General features: G+C 72.9%; 13 protein-coding genes. 6 read left to right on the top strand and 7 right to left on the bottom strand.

Annotation, left to right across the window (positions count from 1 at the left end; all coding sequences use genetic code 11):
- Nucleotides 1-29: 29 nt before the first annotated feature.
- Entirely contained in the window at nt 30-2,675 is a 2,646-nt protein-coding gene (locus tag MMF93_RS11580; RefSeq protein ID WP_242751245.1) for an ATP-binding protein, read from the bottom strand.
- Between the two features lie 214 nt (nt 2,676-2,889).
- Nucleotides 2,890-3,621: a Crp/Fnr family transcriptional regulator gene (locus MMF93_RS11585; RefSeq protein ID WP_242751246.1), complete on the bottom strand. Its 732-nt coding sequence runs from the start codon at nt 3,619-3,621 to the stop codon at nt 2,890-2,892.
- A gap of 195 nt (nt 3,622-3,816) precedes the next feature.
- Between MMF93_RS11585 and MMF93_RS11590 the strand changes: the two genes are divergently transcribed.
- Both MMF93_RS11590 and MMF93_RS11595 read left to right on the top strand, forming a co-directional pair.
- Nucleotides 3,817-4,575: a hypothetical protein gene (locus MMF93_RS11590; RefSeq protein WP_242751247.1), complete on the top strand. Its 759-nt coding sequence runs from the start codon at nt 3,817-3,819 to the stop codon at nt 4,573-4,575.
- 10 nt (nt 4,576-4,585) lie between these two features.
- A complete protein-coding gene (locus tag MMF93_RS11595) occupies nt 4,586-4,996 on the top strand; it encodes a hypothetical protein (RefSeq protein ID WP_242751248.1) in 411 nt (136 codons plus the stop codon).
- 355 nt (nt 4,997-5,351) lie between these two features.
- On the opposite strand, the gene MMF93_RS11600 is transcribed toward MMF93_RS11595, so the two are convergent.
- On the bottom strand, nt 5,352-6,758 hold the full coding sequence (locus MMF93_RS11600) for a helix-turn-helix domain-containing protein (protein ID WP_341483328.1): 1,407 nt from the start codon (nt 6,756-6,758) through the stop codon (nt 5,352-5,354).
- A 180-nt stretch (nt 6,759-6,938) separates the two neighbouring features.
- On the opposite strand from MMF93_RS11600, the gene MMF93_RS33340 reads away from it, so the two are divergent.
- Both MMF93_RS33340 and MMF93_RS33345 read left to right on the top strand, forming a co-directional pair.
- Nucleotides 6,939-7,568, top strand: a complete 630-nt coding sequence (locus MMF93_RS33340; protein ID WP_274709537.1) for an NAD-dependent epimerase/dehydratase family protein — start codon at nt 6,939-6,941, stop codon at nt 7,566-7,568.
- On the top strand, nt 7,562-8,008 hold the full coding sequence (locus tag MMF93_RS33345; protein WP_274709447.1) for an NAD-dependent epimerase/dehydratase family protein: 447 nt from the start codon (nt 7,562-7,564) through the stop codon (nt 8,006-8,008). Before MMF93_RS33340 ends, MMF93_RS33345 begins: the two co-directional genes overlap by 7 nt.
- Here the strand turns inward: MMF93_RS33345 and MMF93_RS11610 are convergent.
- Nucleotides 8,005-8,844, bottom strand: a complete 840-nt coding sequence (locus tag MMF93_RS11610; protein WP_242757487.1) for a glycosyltransferase family 2 protein — start codon at nt 8,842-8,844, stop codon at nt 8,005-8,007. The genes MMF93_RS33345 and MMF93_RS11610 overlap by 4 nt on opposite strands.
- A 119-nt stretch (nt 8,845-8,963) precedes the next feature.
- Here MMF93_RS11610 and MMF93_RS11615 point away from each other — a divergent pair, with 119 nt between their 5' ends.
- The gene (locus MMF93_RS11615) at nt 8,964-9,647 is read left to right on the top strand and encodes an LbetaH domain-containing protein (RefSeq protein WP_242751249.1); all 684 of its coding nucleotides are present in this window, start codon (nt 8,964-8,966) and stop codon (nt 9,645-9,647) included.
- A 393-nt stretch (nt 9,648-10,040) separates the two neighbouring features.
- The gene (locus MMF93_RS11620) at nt 10,041-10,679 is read left to right on the top strand and encodes a transglycosylase SLT domain-containing protein (protein WP_242751250.1); all 639 of its coding nucleotides are present in this window, start codon (nt 10,041-10,043) and stop codon (nt 10,677-10,679) included.
- A 161-nt stretch (nt 10,680-10,840) separates the two neighbouring features.
- Here the strand turns inward: MMF93_RS11620 and MMF93_RS11625 are convergent, their stop codons facing one another.
- From MMF93_RS11625 to MMF93_RS11635, 3 genes are read right to left on the bottom strand one after another with little or no spacing between them, the layout of a single operon-like run.
- Complete coding sequence (locus tag MMF93_RS11625; RefSeq protein WP_242751251.1) at nt 10,841-11,818, bottom strand: lantibiotic dehydratase C-terminal domain-containing protein; 978 nt, start codon at nt 11,816-11,818, stop codon at nt 10,841-10,843.
- Nucleotides 11,815-14,703 carry a hypothetical protein gene (locus MMF93_RS11630; protein WP_242751252.1) on the bottom strand — a complete coding sequence of 963 codons (2,889 nt, stop codon included), beginning with the start codon at nt 14,701-14,703 and terminating at the stop codon, nt 11,815-11,817. Before MMF93_RS11630 ends, MMF93_RS11625 begins: the two co-directional genes overlap by 4 nt.
- Complete coding sequence (locus MMF93_RS11635) at nt 14,700-15,809, bottom strand: PqqD family peptide modification chaperone (RefSeq protein ID WP_242751253.1); 1,110 nt, start codon at nt 15,807-15,809, stop codon at nt 14,700-14,702. Before MMF93_RS11635 ends, MMF93_RS11630 begins: the two co-directional genes overlap by 4 nt.
- Between the last annotated feature and the right edge of the window lie 127 nt (nt 15,810-15,936).

Genomic DNA, 15,936 nt, shown 5'->3' on the forward strand with positions numbered 1-15,936 from the left:
TCGTCGCAGGCGGAAGAAGGCGGTCGGTGTCACCGCAGACGGGTGATCGTTCGCGTTCCACAGGTGGTGCACTGGATCCTCTGCGAGGACCCCGGACGCAGCTGTTCCGTGTACTGGCCGGTGTCGCTGTCGTCCCCACCGGCGAGGGTGATGGTCGCACTCAGGTCCAGTCGGCCGCACGAGCCGTTGACCTTCGCGGACACCGACGGATTTCCGCGATAGGTGCCGTTGCCGCCTCTGAACTCCGCGGTGGTGAAACCACCGGTGCAGGCAGCGAACTTCATGGTGTAGACGCCGGGTGCCTTTTCGGAGAGCGAGAAGATCTCCCCCCGACTGTCTCGCCACGTCCCGGCGAGTCCGGTGGGGGTCGGGGTCGGTTCCGGAACCGGGTCCCGCGTGAACGTCGGCTCCGGCGGCTCGGTGGTCTCCTCGCGCGGTGCCGGATCCGGCGCGTCGCGCGTGGGAAGGTCCAGCCTCGGCGTCGGAGTGTCCCGGAGCGGTGTGGGGGTCTCCAGCGTCGCCAGATCCTTCCGCTCTTCCGACTCCTGATGCTTCTCGTAGGCGATCCCGCCGATGGCGACGGCGGCGACGACGGCGATCGTGGTCAGCACCGCCGTGCTCACGGAAGCGCCGCCCGTGGCGGCGGCCCCCGTCGCGGCCGAGGAGCCCGCGTGGGTGGTGCCCGCTGTGCCGCCGGCTCCTCCCGCGCCGGACGGTACCTGCGCCGTCGTAGCGCTGGACACGTCCGGCGCGGGGCCTGGACCTGCCGGGCCCTGGGCGAACTCCCCCGTGTGAGCCGCCGGGTGGTCGGTCAAGCCGGGATCGGCGGTGAGGCCGCCGTCAGGGGTGGCGTCCGGGGTGGCATGGGGGCCGGGGTCGGGGGTCGCCGTGGCGTCCGGGGCCGTACCGCTGTCCGCGGGGGCGCCCTGTCCTGTCTGCCCCGCGGTGCCGTCACCGTACGAACCGGAGTCCCCGTACGAGCCCGAGCCGGCGGACGAACCGGGGTCACCGGCCGAGCCGGAGTCGAGGGACGAGCCGGGGTCGACGGACGAGCCGGGGTCACCGCTCTGGGGCGCGTCACCGGGCGAACCGTTGACGCCGGAGGAAGACGGGTCGGCGTTCGGGGCCGTCGCGGCGCCTCCGTCGGGTGCCACGGAGGGCGGGGCGGGCGCGTACTGCCCCGCGCCCGCCGCGGCGTCGGCGCCGACATGGTCACCGAGTTGGCGCCAGAGCACCACGGCTTCGGACAGCAGGACCCCGGCCACGACACGCCGCCCGGTGACCAGACTCCGCACGCCGCTCTCGTGGGTGAAGTAGGCGATCGCACGGGTGTCGCCCGTGCGCTGGGCCGCTTCGAGGCCGATGTCGAGCATCCGCCCCCACGCGTCGGTCCGCAGCGCGCGGGCCAGAGCGGGAGCGGCGGCGCGCGCGAGGTCGACGGTGAGGTCGGGGCGTCCGGCGTACTCGGCCAGTTCGGCGGCCGCCTCCAGGGCGCGCGCGTGACCGGCGACGTCGGCGGGCGGGGTGGACGGCTGCGCGGCCCACCGCGCGAGGTGAAGACACAGCCGCTCGGCGGGGAACGGTTCCGGGTGGCGTTCCCGCACGACCTGTACGGCGTCGGCGGCGCACCGGTACCCGACCTCCGTGACCGTGGCGAGACCGAGGTCCACGAGGCGTCCGCACACGGCGGCGGGGTCGGGCACCTCGGTCAGTGCGCCGATGTGCGCGGCGGCGAGTTCGGCGTCGGCCAGGGTCGCCAGGAGGTGCAGCACGTGCGCGGTGTCGCGGTCCAACTGGTCGAGGAGCAGCGGCAGCAGCTCCGCGCTCGCGCCGGGCCGTGGCAGCAGCACGCTGCCGGAGGCGTCCCGCCGGGCGAGGGCCGCCGCGCGCAGAAGCAGCAGGGGCACGCCCTCCGCCGCCTGCCACAGCTCGGCGGCGGCCTGCGCTTCCTCGGGCCGGGGGCGGCCGAGTTCGCGGGCCAGCAGTTCCAGGCCCGCCGCACGGTCCAGCCCCTTGATCTCCAGCACCGTGCCCGCGCCGAGCAGCACCCGCTCGCGGCTGGTGAGGACGAACGTGGCGTCGGGCGCCGCGTCCATGAGTTCCTGTAACTGCTCGGCGGTCAGGTCGACGTCGTCGAGGTAGACCGTCACCTCCACACCGGCCATCAGGCGGCGCATTTCGGTGCCGGAAGGGGCGTATCCGTCGGTGTCGTAACAGGCTTCGAAGATGTCCTGCGCCAGGTCCCTGGGTTCCCTGTGGGCGGCGGACAAGAGCAGCACGCCGTCGGGGCCGGGCGAGAGGTTGCGCGCGGCGTGGCGGAGCAGGGTGCTCTTGCCGACGCCGGGAGGCCCCCACAGCAGCACCGGGCCGCCGGAGCCGACGGCGTCGGCCAGGGCCGCCAGTTCCGCGTTGCGGCCCAGCGGGGTGTGTCGCCGCCCGGGCAGCAGATGGACACGGTCCCGGCGGACGGGCCGGGGCCGCTGCCCCGCCATCAGCAGGGTGACGGCGGACCCGTGCTGGGCGTCCACCACCACGTTGTGGTGGCCCGCGATCACCGGTCCGCTCGCGGCGCCGCCGATGTCCACCCGGTATCCGGCCGCCCGGCCCGGTTCCCGCACGCCGCCCTGTCCGGAGCCGGTGGTCGCCGCGTCGTTGTGGTCTTCCGGCTGTTCCATGCCTCACCACCGCCTTCCCGGGCCGCGCGTCCGCGCGGCCCGTATCCTCGCCCCTCGGTCTCCGTGCCCCTCGGTCTCCGTGCCCCTCGGTCTCCGTGCCCCTCGGTCTCCGTGCCCCTCGGTCTCCGTGCCCCTCGGTCTCCGCGCGCCACACTAGGAACGGTCCGGTGCGGCGATCCCGTCACACGACGGTTTCTGCTCGATTCCTCCACCGTCACGGGGCGGCGAACGCCACGCCGCGCAGCAGGGCGAGATCCTCCACCGTGATGGACCGGTACCCCGTGGAGATCACGCCCGTCTCGCGGAGCCTGCGCAGCGCCTTGTGCACGGTGGGTTCCGCCGCACCGGACAACGTGGCCAGCTCCGGCTGGGTGAGGGGCCAGCGGATGACCGCCCCGGCGCCCAGCGGCTCCCCGTACGTCATCGCGATCTGGTGCAGTACCCGGGCCAGCCGGGTACCGGCGTCGCATCCGGCGAAGTCGACACGGTGCCTGTTGGCGGCGCGCAGCTTGGTCACGATGGAGGCGTTGACGGCGTGCGCGATCCGCGGCTCCCTGCGCAGGCAGTCGAGGAAGTCGCCGCGGGTGACGAGCCTGGCGGCCACGGCCCCGCACGTGGTGACCGTCGCCGAGCGCGGGCCGCCGTCCACGGCGGCGAACTCGCCGACCAGGTCGCCGCCCATGCGCACCGCGAGCAGCGCGTCCCGCCCGTCGTGGGTACGCGCGGTCACCTTCACCACGCCGCCGAGCAGGACGAGGACGAAACCGGTCGGCTCCGCCTCGCGGATGAGCACGCGGCCGGCCTCGTACCTGGTGTGCACACCCAGGGCGAGCAACTGATCGCGCGCCACCCCGCCGAGGCCGCCCAGCAGGCTCGGGGCGGGCCAGCCGGGGCCGGCCCGCGACCGTCCACCGCGGGCGTTCCGACAGGCGCCTGCGTCCCCCACACGTCCCCCCTGACTCGCTGCTTCCCGACCAGTGTGCGCCGCGCGACGCGCCGCGGGTGGGGTCTTCACCGACAACCGGCCCCGCGAATTTCGGCCGAATCCCGTACGGCGACGGGATCCGGGCGCCGCCGAGCGGGCATCGTGGCGCTCGGCGGACACAGGTCGCCAGGAGTCACCGCCGTCGTGGAGGAACGCATGGAACCGAGACTGGAACACCGGGCCCTGCTGGCCGTCGACATCGCGCACTCGGCGGCGCGCGGCAACGTGGCGCTGCACCGGATCCGCGACGTGCTGCGCGAGTCGCTCCGCGAGGCCCTCGAAGAGAGCGGCATCGACTGGGACACCTGCCTGCGGGACGACCTGGGCGACGGGTTCCGGATCACCGCGCCGCCCGGCGTCCGCAAGAGGCGGCTGATCCATCCGCTGCTGCCCGAACTCGCGGTCCGGCTGCGCGCCCACAACCGCATGGCGGGCCCCCTGACCAGCATCAGGGTCCGGGTCGCGCTGCACGCGGGAGACGTCTGCCTCGGCCCGGACGGCCAGGTCACAGGGCGTCCCCTCGAAGTCCTCGCCAGACTCCTCGACGCCCGGCAGGCGCGGGCCGCCCTCGACGCGGCCCCCGACACCGTGACCGCCTCGCTCCTGATCTCGCAGCACTTCTACGACGAGACCGTGCGCCACGGCTACCCCGGCATCGAACCCGAGACCTTCAGCAAGGTCGCCCTCGTGGAGAAGGAGCACGCCGCGGACGCGTGGCTGCACCTGCCCGGGTACGCGAGCGCCCCACGCGTACCCGAACCCGACGCCACCACCGCACCGACCGGCGACTCCCCGGCCGCTCCGGCCCCGCCCGCTCGGGCCCCGGGAAAGATGATCAACCGGGCGTCGGGCAACGGGGTCGTCTACGCGACACAGAACGGCACGCAGAACATCCACCTCACCCGCGGCCAGTGAAGGAGCGTACGTGACCCAGGAGTTGGTGGCCCTCGCCGAGACGGGCGCCGCGGCGGTCGTCGCGGCCATGGCGACGGACCTGTGGCAGAACACGAGAGGGGCCGTCCTGCGGCTCTTCCACCGCGACGAGACCCCCGACCGCCGGGCCGCGATCGCCGCGCAACTCGACCACAACGCCGCCCTCGTCGACGAGGCCACGGCACCCGACGACGTCCGGCGGACCCTCCTCGGCCTGTGGACCCTGGAACTGACGGCTCTCCTGGAGCGGTCCCCCTCCTGCCGCCGGGACCTGGCCAGACTGGCCGCCGAGGTCGGCGCCGCCCTCCCCCAGGAACGCCGCACCGTCCTCTTCGCACAGACCAACGACGCCAGGGACTCCGGCACCATCATCGCCGTCCAACACGGCGACCTCCACACCTGACCGGGACCCGGGGACCGGACCGGTCAGCCCTCGCCCCGGGCCCACACCGCCATCCGGAGGGCCTCAAGGTGACGCGGAACAGGCACACAGACTCCTCGAACGTCCGGCGTCAGCCGACCAGTGGCATGCGCCGCGTGAACGAGGCGGCGTCCCTGGCGACCCCCTTCCGGCCGCTCGTTGCGAGGGAGCGAGGCGATGGATGTACCTATTCCGCTTCGACGCAGCCGCGACGTCTTCGGCATGCACCGGGCACCGGATGTCGTCGGCAGTCAGGCTTCGTCGTGAAGGACAAGCCCGGCTCAGCCCAGGCAGACGTCAGGTTCTCGTCGTCAGGGTCACCGCCAGTGGCGCCGGCTCACGGGCGGGAGGCTCCTACTCGGGTAGCGAGGCCGCGGAGGTCGGGTGTGGTGCGGCCGGAGAGCAACAGGCCGGAGACGAGCGCCCGGACGGCTGGTCGTGCATGCGTCTCTTGTGGAGCACAACGCTCGGCGGCCAGGATGCTGGTGACGCAGGCATCGCGGTGCCCCCACCTGTGGTGGGCGTGAGCCATATCCGTATGGAGACGGGCGCGCCGTTCGGCGCTGGGCAGAGTCGCGGGGTCGACAGCCTCCGCCGCCGCGAGGGCCCGGCTGGGGTCTCCGGCGCTGTTCTCGGCGGATACCAGGTGTAGTTGGACGGTGGCGGGGCTGAACCCACCCACTTCCAGGTGATACGTGCCGCCACCAAGATCTGCGGCGACCGCGGCGGCTTCGGTGGTCAGCTCGCGCATCCCGGCGGCATCGCCCTTCCAGGCAGATGTGTAGGCGGCGGACTGGATGAGCAGCCCGCGGAGTGCTCCGCCCGGGATGCCGGCCTCACGCAGTTCGGGGGCTTCGGCTGCGGTGAGAGCGAGAGTGAGAGTGAGCGCCTGATCGTGCCACTGTGCTTTGCGGGCGAGGACGGCGAGTTGGCGCGAGGACTCAGCGACAAGGACGGCGGCTCCTGATGTGGCTGCCAGTTGCCGTGCCCGGTCGGCAGCCATCCACCCGAGTTGCTGTTCGTCCAGCTTGATCAGGAGCCGCGTGGTGAGCAGATAGCTGCGGGCGAGCAGGGTGTGGTCGGGCGACGGCGCCGCGTGGGCGGTGCTGAGGAGGCGGGGCAGACGGACGGCCAGGCTGGCGTATCCACCGGTGCGGTAGTCCCTGTGAGCGTGGTCGAGTTCTGCGGCTAGGTGGTCACCGTCGCCGCACGGTGCAGGTGTACCAAGGCCCAGCATCGCGTCTCTCAACCGGGAGACGAGCAGTTCGCTCAGCTGAGTATCGTCGGCGTGAGCTTGGCCGCCGGGGAGTGCGGCGGCGGCCGTGACCGCGGCTGCGGTGGTTGCCAGAAAGCGTCGTCGCCTCACGTTGTCACCGTCCTCCCTGCGTCTCAGCGTAGGAGTGGGGAGGCTGGGATAGGGACCGGTTGGGCCATCGTGTCCCCGGCCGCCCAAGGTGATCGCGTTGAATGCGGTGCTGATGGTTTCCGCTGGAATCCCGAGGGCGTCCGCGATGAGGCGGAGGGCATCGACCGTCATGGGCGCGAGTTCCCGTTCGAGACGGGAGAGCTGAGAAGCTGAGTACCCGGTTCTCTCACCCAGCTGCTCCAGGGTGAGCCCCCGTTCTCGCCGGACACTCCGGACCAGTCCCCCCGGTGTTACGTGTTCGGCCGTGAGGGCGCGTAAGCGTGCGCCGGTCGCCGATCGCATTGGAACCAACCCCCTGGGTGCTGGCGAGGGCTCCATCGTAGGCGCAAGCCTGATAATGCTCACTTTTGCATGACATGCAAACGCGATGCGCGCCAACACGATGTCTCTCCCGTCCAGCGGCCGCTTGGGGCTCAATCGGTGAGTGCGCCCCCGTGGCGGGGCGCTGCATCTACCGGGCCGGGAGGCAGCGTGAGGGATACGTATCTGTCAGAGCTGATGGGGCGGACCGTTCTGGTGACCGGAGGAGCTGGTCTGATCGGGAGTCGTATCACCGCCCGTTTGCGCGCACTGGGAGCGCGTCCTCGCGTGCTGTGCACCCTGGACGCTTATCCAGTTCACACCTACCGGGACGTCTTCGGTGTCGATCTCGACAATCCTGACGTCATCCAGGGAAGCGTCACCGACCCGGCTGCGGTGGCGCGCGCTGTCGACGGGGCCGACTACGTCATTCACGCGGCGGCACTGGCCGACGTGGCTGACTGCACCCGCCACCCGCACGACGCCATCGCGGCCAACATCATCGGCACCCAGACGGTGCTGGACGCCGCTGCCGGCAGCGGCCGCCTACGCCGGTTCGTGTTCGTCTCCTCAGCGAGCGTCTACGGGAACGGCGAGCCGGACGACACACCCCGATGCCTCGAACTGCGCTCCCTGCGGCAGCTGCTGGAATCCGTGTATGGACAGGCCCCGTCGCGCTTTCATGAAGAGACGCCGCTGCGTCCGGTTTCCGTGTACGGGAGTACGAAAGCGTGGGGGGAGACCCAGACGCGGCTGACGCTGAGGGCGGTCGGCGTTTCTCACACGGTGGTGCGCTACTTCTCCGTCTACGGAGAACCCAGGTGGTGAAACCGGGCAGCCACTCATGGATGGTCGCCTGGTTCTCCGCCCGAGCCGCTCTCGGGCTGCCGCTTCACCTCCACGGAGGCGGTCGCCAGATCCGCGATCTCGTACACGTCGATGATGTGGCCGAGGCCACGGTGCGCAGTCTGATCGCACCGCGCGCCCACAACGAGACGCTCAACGTGGGAACGGGCACGCCCACCAGTGTGCGAACCGTGGCCGACCTGGTTCGCGAGCGCTTTCCTGGCACACGGGTGCTGGACACCCCCATGCCCCCGGGCGATCCAGTGGGCGGATACGCCTCGCCCCACCGGATGATCTCCACGCTGGCATGGAAGCCTGCCATCACCGTCGCCGACGGTGTGGAACGCTACGTGCGGTGGCTGGGCAAGACCCCGGATGCCGTGCCGGAATGGCTGCAAGCTGAGCGGTCGGCGTCCGTTTAGAGCACCGGCGGCCGGCCGAGACGCGTCATGCGCCAAACCGTGGCCCAACGCATCGGCCGCCGTGGCGGGCACGCGACGCGCACGCCTTCGGCGAACCCTCCGAACCAGGCACGGAGTCCGCTCCAGGAGCGGGTGCGGGCCAGCGTGAGCAGCGTCCAGGCGCCCAGGTAGGCGGGTACGAGCAGTGCTGGAAGGTGGCGTTTGGCCAGCCAGACCCGGTTGCGGGCAACCATGCGGTGGAAGACCGCGTGACGGGTCGGTGAGGTCCACGGGTGCTGGAGCACCAGGCCGGGTTCGTAGAGCACCTTCCAGCCCGCGTCCAGTGCCCGCCAGGCGAGGTCGGTTTCCTCGTGGGTGAAGAAGAAGGCGTCCGGCCAGCCGCCGGTCTCCTTCAGCATCCGGGCCGAGAGAGCGTGGCCGCCACCGAGGAAGGTGGTGACCAGTCCGCCGTGCATCGGGTCGGCGGCGCGCAGCCGCGGCACGTGGCGCCGCTGCGTGTGGCCGTGCTCGTCGCAGATGCGGAAGCTCACGATGCCCAGCCGCTCATCCCGTTCGTACGAGTCAGCCAGACAAGTGAAGACGTCCTTGCTGATCAATAGGCCGTCGTCGTCCAGATCCACGATCACATCGACGTCTCCGAACTGCTCGAGACGGGTGAGTGCGGCGTTCCGGCCACCGGCTACGCCCAGGTTCTCGGGAAGCTGCACCCCCGTCACCCCTTCGGGCAGCGGCGGCAACGACGCCCCGTTCCCGACCACCACGACGCGCTGCGCGGGTGTCTCCTGCATCGCGACCGACTCCAGCAGTTCCGTCAGCTCGGTAGGCCGGTTGCCCATCGTCAGAATGGCGACGCCGATGCGCGGGTGGTGACTCACGGATGAACGCTCCGTTCCTGGGGACTGACGCAGATGCTAACGACCCGGGAACAGAGCCCGACCGCATGCGAGGAGGGTCCATGTCGCGGCTTCGCATCGGCGACTACGTCACCACGCCCAGCTCCGGACTGCTCGCCGACACCCCGTACGCCGGCCTCGAAGAGACCGACCTTGCCGACTTCCTGGCAGGGTGGGAGGAGTGGCACCGCCTGGCCCTTGAGGTGCTGCCGCACCGCATCCATCCGACAGCCGAGATCCACCGCACGGCGCTCATCGGAGATGACGTGATCATCGGGCCGGGAGTGCGGGTGTGGGAGTTCTCCACGGTCCGGGCCGGTTCCGTGCTCGGCGCGGGCGTCACCGTCGGCTTCAACTGCGAGGTCACACGGGCTTTCGTAGGCGACGGAACTGTGCTCGGGCACCGGATCGGCCTCAACCGGACCATTGTTGGATCCGGAGCGCACCTGTCGGCGAACGTGACGGCCGCAGCCATCAGCTTGTGGAGCACCCACCTGAGCCGGCCCGAGCGCGAGATCCGCTTCCGGGTACCAGGAGGGATCTACCGCTGCGGCACGCCACGCTTCGGCGTGCTCCTCGGCGACGGCGTCCAGACCGGTAACAACATCAGCCTCGGCCCAGGTCTGGCAGTCGGCCGTGGCTGCCGCATCGCGAGTGGGGTGACCCTGGCCGGGCGCACCTTGCCCGACCGCAGCATCGTGACCGCACCCCACACCGCCGAAACGCACGTGCGACGCGGTCGGTGACAGCCGAGGGCACGCCCTGGGGCCGCCTTGCGCTGTTGTCCGCGCACGGGCGAGCCACACGCACCGCCGGGAGGGCCCGTTGGGGGCTGGGTTCCGGCTACGGTGGGTGAGGGGTCTCTGAGCTGTCGGTGAGGGTGGCGGGGGGTGCGTGTGAGGGCACCCATAGGGGCCACGTCACATACGAAGCGGCTTCGGATGTCCGTTTTGCCCCGGACCGGGGGTCATGGCGGCGAACCCCTCGCCGCTCGGCGAATCGGACGAAGCGGGATAGTACGTCACATAGTTGTCGGGGCGGGGAGCCGGTCCGCAGGGTGGGCCCAGGTCGCGACGAGACCGGGCACGGAGCCCGGGAGCGCGGCCGGATGTGTCCCCCTTCGAAAGGCATCCGCTCGCATGCGTACTGCTCTGCGCAACACCAAGCTGTCCACCGGCCTGACCGTCCTGGGTGCCGCCGGTATCGCCACCGCCACGCTGACCGGCACCGCCCACGCCGCCACCCAGGACGAGGCGAAGCCGGCCAAGCCCGCCTCCTACGCGGTCAAGGTGGACGAGGTCGCCAAGGCCGACACCGCCGCCCACGCCCCCAGGCCCGGAACGAAGCCCGCCACGGCCGACGCGAAGGACGAGGCCAAGTCCGCGAGCCCCGAGAGCAAGGGCAAGGTGGAGACCAAGGCCGAGGGCAAGCCCGAGGCGAAGGACGGCAAGTCCTACCCGGACAACCTGGACGGCTGGATCCGTGAGGCCAAGGCCATCATGGACAAGCACGGCATCCCCGGCTCCTACGACGGCATCAAGCGCAACATCATCCGCGAGTCCGCCGGCGACCCCAACGCGGTCAACGACTGGGACGTCAACGCCCAGAAGGGCACCCCCTCCAGGGGCCTGCTCCAGGTGATCCAGCCCACCTTCGACCAGTACCACGTCAAGGGCACCCCCGATAAGCTCACCGACCCCGTCGCCAACATCGTCGCCGCCTGCAACTACGCGGCCGACCGCTACGGCACCATGGACAACGTCGACTCCGCCTACTGAGCAAAAGGCCCCCAGCAGCCGACACCACACACACACACCACGCACCACGCGCACACGCGCACACGCACCACGCATGCGACACCCCGAGCGGGTGGGAGGAACGCCCTCCCACCCGCTCGTCGCGTGTGAACGTCCCGGCCGGGACAGCGCGGCGTGGTCCCTCAGTGGGCCATCAGACCGCGCGCCACCAGCACCAGCGCCGCCTCCTCCGGTGGCGGGAAGCCCAGCCGGTTGTGGGCCATGTGGACGTGGTGGAGCAGCAGCTCGGCGCGGGGGACGGGGACGCGGGCCGCGGCGCAGCGGTCCAGTATCCGGCAGGTCTCCTGCACGTGCGCGTCCAGTCGGGCGCGCACCGCGCCCTCGGGCCACGGTGCGTCGCGTACCGACGACGCCAGGGAGTTGAGCCGCTGCCGGGTCTCGTCGGCCGGGAGCGCTATCCGCAGGCGGGCCAGCCAGCGGCGGCGGTGGGCCGTCCAGAAGGCGTCCCTCTCGCCCGGGGCCAGGCAGGCGGTGACGAGGGCCTGGGTGAGGGCCACGGCGGCGGCCGCGCGGGCGTGCGCGGCGGGGAGGGCCACCAGGTCCGTCTCGGCCAGCAGGGCACAGCCGTCGGTGAAGACGTCCTCGGCGAGGCGGATGCCGCAGACGCCGCCGTACTTGGCCAGCTCGGGTGCGTACGGCGCGGGGCTCACGCCGACGGGCTGGCGGCGCGGGGCCATGCTCGGTTCGGCCGGCAGCAGTCCGCCGCCCGCCTCCCCCGCGTGGCCTTCCGTGCCCTGCGGCAGGTCCGTCAGCAGGGCGCGCAGCTCGTCCGTGCGGGCGTGCAGGGCGTCGGCCTGGTCGGGCGTGCAGCGCAGGCGCAGCCGCAGGTGGTGGCCCGTCGCGTCCCAGAAGCGCAGGAAGTGCCAGGCGGGCGCGTCCACCTCGGCGGCGCGGGCCGCCAGCCAGGGGAGGGCGGCGCGGACGGCGGCGTCCATGGCGCCGGGGCCGCCGGGGTAGGCGCGCACGTACCACCAGTCCGCCGCCGGTGCGCCGGGGACGTCCCCCGGCGACGCGTTCTCGCGGGACGACGCGGCGTACGCGCGTGGCGGCCGGGTCGCCGTCCCGGTGCCGCTCCCGCCCCCAGGGCCGGTGCCGGTCATCGGTTCTCCTCCCCGTCGGCCCAGTGCAGCAGCACGGCGTGTTCGGCGGCGCGCCGTTCGCCGTCCGCGTCGCGCAGCGGGTGCTGGTGGTGTGCGGGCAGTGCCTCGACGAGCCGCAGGTGCCCCGTGTCCGGGGTGATCCAGTGGGCCAGTACGTCGAGCGAGACGGCGGAGTCCAGCCGGATCCACAGGGGCTTGCGGTCGTGGTCGGGGGACATCCCGCCGCTCGCGGGGAGCAGGTAGGCGAACAGTTCGCGCGGCATGCCGTGCCGGCGGCGGAACGCGTCGGCCGCCGCGACGGCGTCCGCGTCGGTGGCGTCGGCGCCGAGGAGCGGCAGGTGGCCGACGGGGACGATCCACTGGGCGCGCCGCGTCACCACACCACCCGCGCCGCCGTCGCCCTCGCCCCCGTCGGGGAGCGTGGTCAGTGTCTGCCGTTCCAGGGCAGTCACGCGGTCGGGCTCGCGGGGCAGTTGGAAGGGCATGCGGTAGTCGGACAGGGGCGAGCCGTTGACCCACGGGTCGGAGAGGATCGCCAGGAAGCGGGCGAACTTCGGGAACAGGTGGGTGGGCACCAGCCCGGTGTACGCGGCGGCCAGCGGAAGCCCGTCGGGGGCCAGCAGGGTGAGGGTGTCGCGGCGCGGGTCGTGGACGAGGCGGACCTCGGTCAGGTCGAGGGCGCCGGGTCCGTCGAGTTCGCCGGGCAGGGTGAGCGGTGGCAGCAGCCCGGCGGACTGGGCCTGCGCGGTGCCGCACTCGGTCCACAGCACGAGTTCGTGGTGGTGCGCGGCGTGCGGCCACAGGCGGCGCACGTGGCCGCGCAGCGCGTCGGCGAAGTCGTCGCCCAGCAGCCCCTTGAAGCGGGTGAGGAGCCCGCCGGTGCCGGGGTTGAACTGGTTGACGACGAGCCGCGGGCCGTCCGCTCCCTCAGTCCCGCCCGGACCACCCGGACCGCCCGGACCGCCCGGACCATCCGGCCGTGTGGCGATGTGCTGGACCAGGAGGGCCGCCGACGGGGACGCGCTGCTGGGCCCGACCGGCAGCCACGCGCGTTCGCCCGGGTCCTCGCGGGCGGCGAGGTCGAGGCGTACGGCGCGCTCCATGCCGGGGTCGCGGTCGGTCTCGGCGCCGCAGCGCATGGCGAAGCCGAGCACGTCCTCGCAGGTGCCGCCGCTGCCGTGGTCGGCGACGAAACGGCGCACCAGTTCGTCGTAGAGGTGGGAGCGGAACAGCCGGGGCCTGAGTGCCTCGCCCAGCCGGCCCAGGTCGGCGGCGGTAGCGGCGTCGTCGAGCACCGGCGGGAGCCGCAGGTCGCAGGCGGCGTCCTCGTACCAGACCTCGGTCGGCTCGAACCGGTCCCAGCCCGCTGCCCGCGCCCAGCCCCTGCCCAGCTCGCGCACGCGCGCGACCGCGGCGGCGCGCCGCCGCGGCCCGTCGGTGAGGGGTGCGGCCGCCTCCGGGGCCGCCTTGGAGACCGCGCCCGTGCCGGCCTGGACGGCCGTGGAGCGCCGGTCGTCCGTCAGCGCTTCGCGCTCGTCCTCGAGGGCCCGCAACTCCCTGACGACGTCCAGCCCCGAGCGCCCCGGACCCGAGGCGTCCTCCGGGGCACTGGAGGGTTCCGGGAGCTCCAGGTGGCTCGTGAGGTCCAGCAGGACCCGCACCGCGTCCTCGCCGCGCTGCCACGGCGCGAGGGGGGACAGTACGCCGGTATCCAGCAGGCGGCGGAAGCGGCGGAAGGGATCGGCGCCGCCGAGTGTGCGCAGCACCGCCGCGTGGCCGAGGGAGCCGTCGTCCTCGCCGGCGCGGGCCAGGGCGCGGGCCCAGTCGGCGGCCGCGCCGGCCTCCACCACGTGGTCGTTGCGCCAGGTGACACCGCCCGTGGCGACGTACTCGGGGTGCAGCATCAGGGAACGCGCGGGCTCCCCCTGCCCGGTGCGGGCGGTCGCCGGGCGGACGGGGGCGGGGCGGTAGCGCAGCAGGGGTGCCGTCTCGGGGGTGCGGGCCAGCGCGTACAGGGCGGTGAGGGCGACCGTGGCCGAGACCTGGTGGACGGCGTGCCCCGCGTGGTCGCGGCCGGGTACGCCCACGGTCGTCAGCCGCGCGAAGGGGCTGGTCTTGGCCGCGGCGCGGACGGTGTACGAGTAGAGGGTGCGCAGCGCGCGCTGCCGCTTGCGGGTGCGGCGGGCGTTGCCGTAGCGCACCCAATCTGGGGTGGCCAGGGCGAGGGAGTCGGCGAAGCCGGGGGCTCCGAGGGCGGTGGTCAGGGTCTTCTCGGCGGCGGCCCGGTCGTCGGCGAGCGCCGCGTCGAGCGCGGTGGCGCTCGCCTGCCGAGCGGAGGTCAGCGCCTGCCAGCGGGCGAGCGCCTCGCGGGTCTCCTCGTCCGCGTGCGCGGCGACGCCTGCGCAGGTCGTCTCGTCCCAGCCGAAGGGGGCCAGCCGGTGGGCGGCGCGGCGGGCGGCGAGCACCTTGCGGCGCAGCGAGGTGGCGCCGTCGCCGGCCGCGTCCAGGACGGGCACGAGGGCGTAGAGCGCGTCCTCCACCCGCGGACGCAGCTCTTCGAGGGCGGCCTGCGCGGCGGCGCGCTCGTCGAGGAGCGCGGTGGTGCGCTCCGCGGGGCGCGGGCAGAACGCGGCGGGCAGCCCGGCGACCCGGGTCACCGCCACGCCGCCCAGCGCGGGAACGGCCGAGGCGGTGCCCGACGCGGCGGGCTGCGCGACGGCCGGCCCGGCGTCGGTCCCGGCCTCCGGCCCGCTCCCGGGCGCCGGAGCGGTTCCGGGCGCCGGAGCGGTTCCGGTCCCGGCCTCGCCGGTCGGGTGCGCGGTGCCGGTACCGGTACCCGCACCGGCACCGTCCCGCGTCTGGAGGTTGCGCACTGTCGTCGTCACTGGTTCCACATCCCCTGGATGCTGCTGTACGAGAACGCCGTGCCGCGTACCGCCGCGTAGGCCAGCACCAGCACGTACAGCGTGCACAGTGCCCCGTAGGCCAGGTGCAGTCGCCGGGCGGCCGGTGTCATGGCCGCCAGGTGGGAGGGCAGCGGGCGGCGCAGCAGCACGTGCTTGAGCAGTCCGAAGGCGCGGCCGCGTGCGTCGACGGTGCCCATCCCGGCCTCCAGGGCGGCGTAGCCGTCGCTGGGCAGCAGCGGGTTGAGGTTGGTGATGACGCTGAAGACCTGGAAGACGAGCATCGTGGCCGCCACGGTCGCCACCGTGCCGTTGGCGGTGACGGCCACCAGCGCGGTGATCCCGGCGACCCAGCCGTCGTTGACGGGCCCGGCCAGTGCCAGGACGACTCTGCTGCCCCGTTCCCGCAGCCGGTAGGCGTCGGTGCGGTCGACGTAGGCGAGCGGCATGAAGTAGAAGAGCAGCGCGAACCCGAAGCCCCGTACGGGCACTTTCAGGATCTGCGCGACCATCGCGTGCGCCGTCTCGTGCAGCACGATCTGGATCAGGAAGAGCACGAACGCGATCAGCGTCGTCCAGTGGGCGAGCCTGGGGTCGGCCGAGGGGCCGGCGAACAGGGCCCACACGGCGACGAGGGTGCCCACGACGCCGCCCACGAGGTGCACGCCCGCCAGCGCGCTGCCGGACACCTTGCGCAGGACGGCGGCCACCGGCTCCAGCAGCCGGGGCATCATCGTGCGGCTGACGACGAAGCGGGGCATCATCTGGCTGCGCTTGCCGCGCCGCCCGGCATGGTGGGCCCGCTGCGGCGTGGGCGAGCCGTCGAGCAGCCCGCTGTCGTAGAGGTTCTGCACGAAGCGGTCCAGCTCGGTGCGGGCCGCCTCGGGTGTCTTGGTGCCGCGCTGCGTCATCAGCGTGGCGATGTCCTCCAGGGACCGGGAGCCGTCGAGCCGCTGGACGAGCCCGGCGGCCGACCGGCTGAGCCGGTGGTAGATGCCGGAGTCCGCGTCGTAGAGCAGCGGGTGGTCGTCCATCCCGCGGATGACTTCCAGGCCCTCGCGGAGTTTCGGTCGGGTGAGGGTCTCCATGCACAGCTCCTGTGGTGGCACGTCTCCCGGTAGCGGTTCGGCAGGCGGACCGCGGCTAGCCTGAGCGTGCTCGCGGGTCGCGTCCGCGAGCACCCGGTTCCGGGGCGCTTCGCCCGCTCCGGAACCG

Origin of the sequence: Streptomyces tubbatahanensis, assembly GCF_022699385.1 — a bacterium.
GTDB lineage: Bacteria > Actinomycetota > Actinomycetes > Streptomycetales > Streptomycetaceae > Streptomyces > Streptomyces diacarni.

Coding starts and splice junctions, on each gene's coding strand:
- MMF93_RS11580 (WP_242751245.1), bottom strand. CDS start 2,675: ATGGAACAGCCGGAAGACCACAACGACGCGGCGACCACCGGCTCCGGA.
- MMF93_RS11590 (WP_242751247.1), top strand. CDS start 3,817: ATGGAACCGAGACTGGAACACCGGGCCCTGCTGGCCGTCGACATCGCG.
- MMF93_RS11600 (WP_341483328.1), bottom strand. CDS start 6,758: ATGGAGCCCTCGCCAGCACCCAGGGGGTTGGTTCCAATGCGATCGGCG.
- MMF93_RS33340 (WP_274709537.1), top strand. CDS start 6,939: ATGGGGCGGACCGTTCTGGTGACCGGAGGAGCTGGTCTGATCGGGAGT.
- MMF93_RS11610 (WP_242757487.1), bottom strand. CDS start 8,844: ATGGGCAACCGGCCTACCGAGCTGACGGAACTGCTGGAGTCGGTCGCG.
- MMF93_RS11615 (WP_242751249.1), top strand. CDS start 8,964: ATGTCGCGGCTTCGCATCGGCGACTACGTCACCACGCCCAGCTCCGGA.
- MMF93_RS11620 (WP_242751250.1), top strand. CDS start 10,041: ATGCGTACTGCTCTGCGCAACACCAAGCTGTCCACCGGCCTGACCGTC.
- MMF93_RS11625 (WP_242751251.1), bottom strand. CDS start 11,818: ATGACCGGCACCGGCCCTGGGGGCGGGAGCGGCACCGGGACGGCGACC.
- MMF93_RS11635 (WP_242751253.1), bottom strand. CDS start 15,809: ATGGAGACCCTCACCCGACCGAAACTCCGCGAGGGCCTGGAAGTCATC.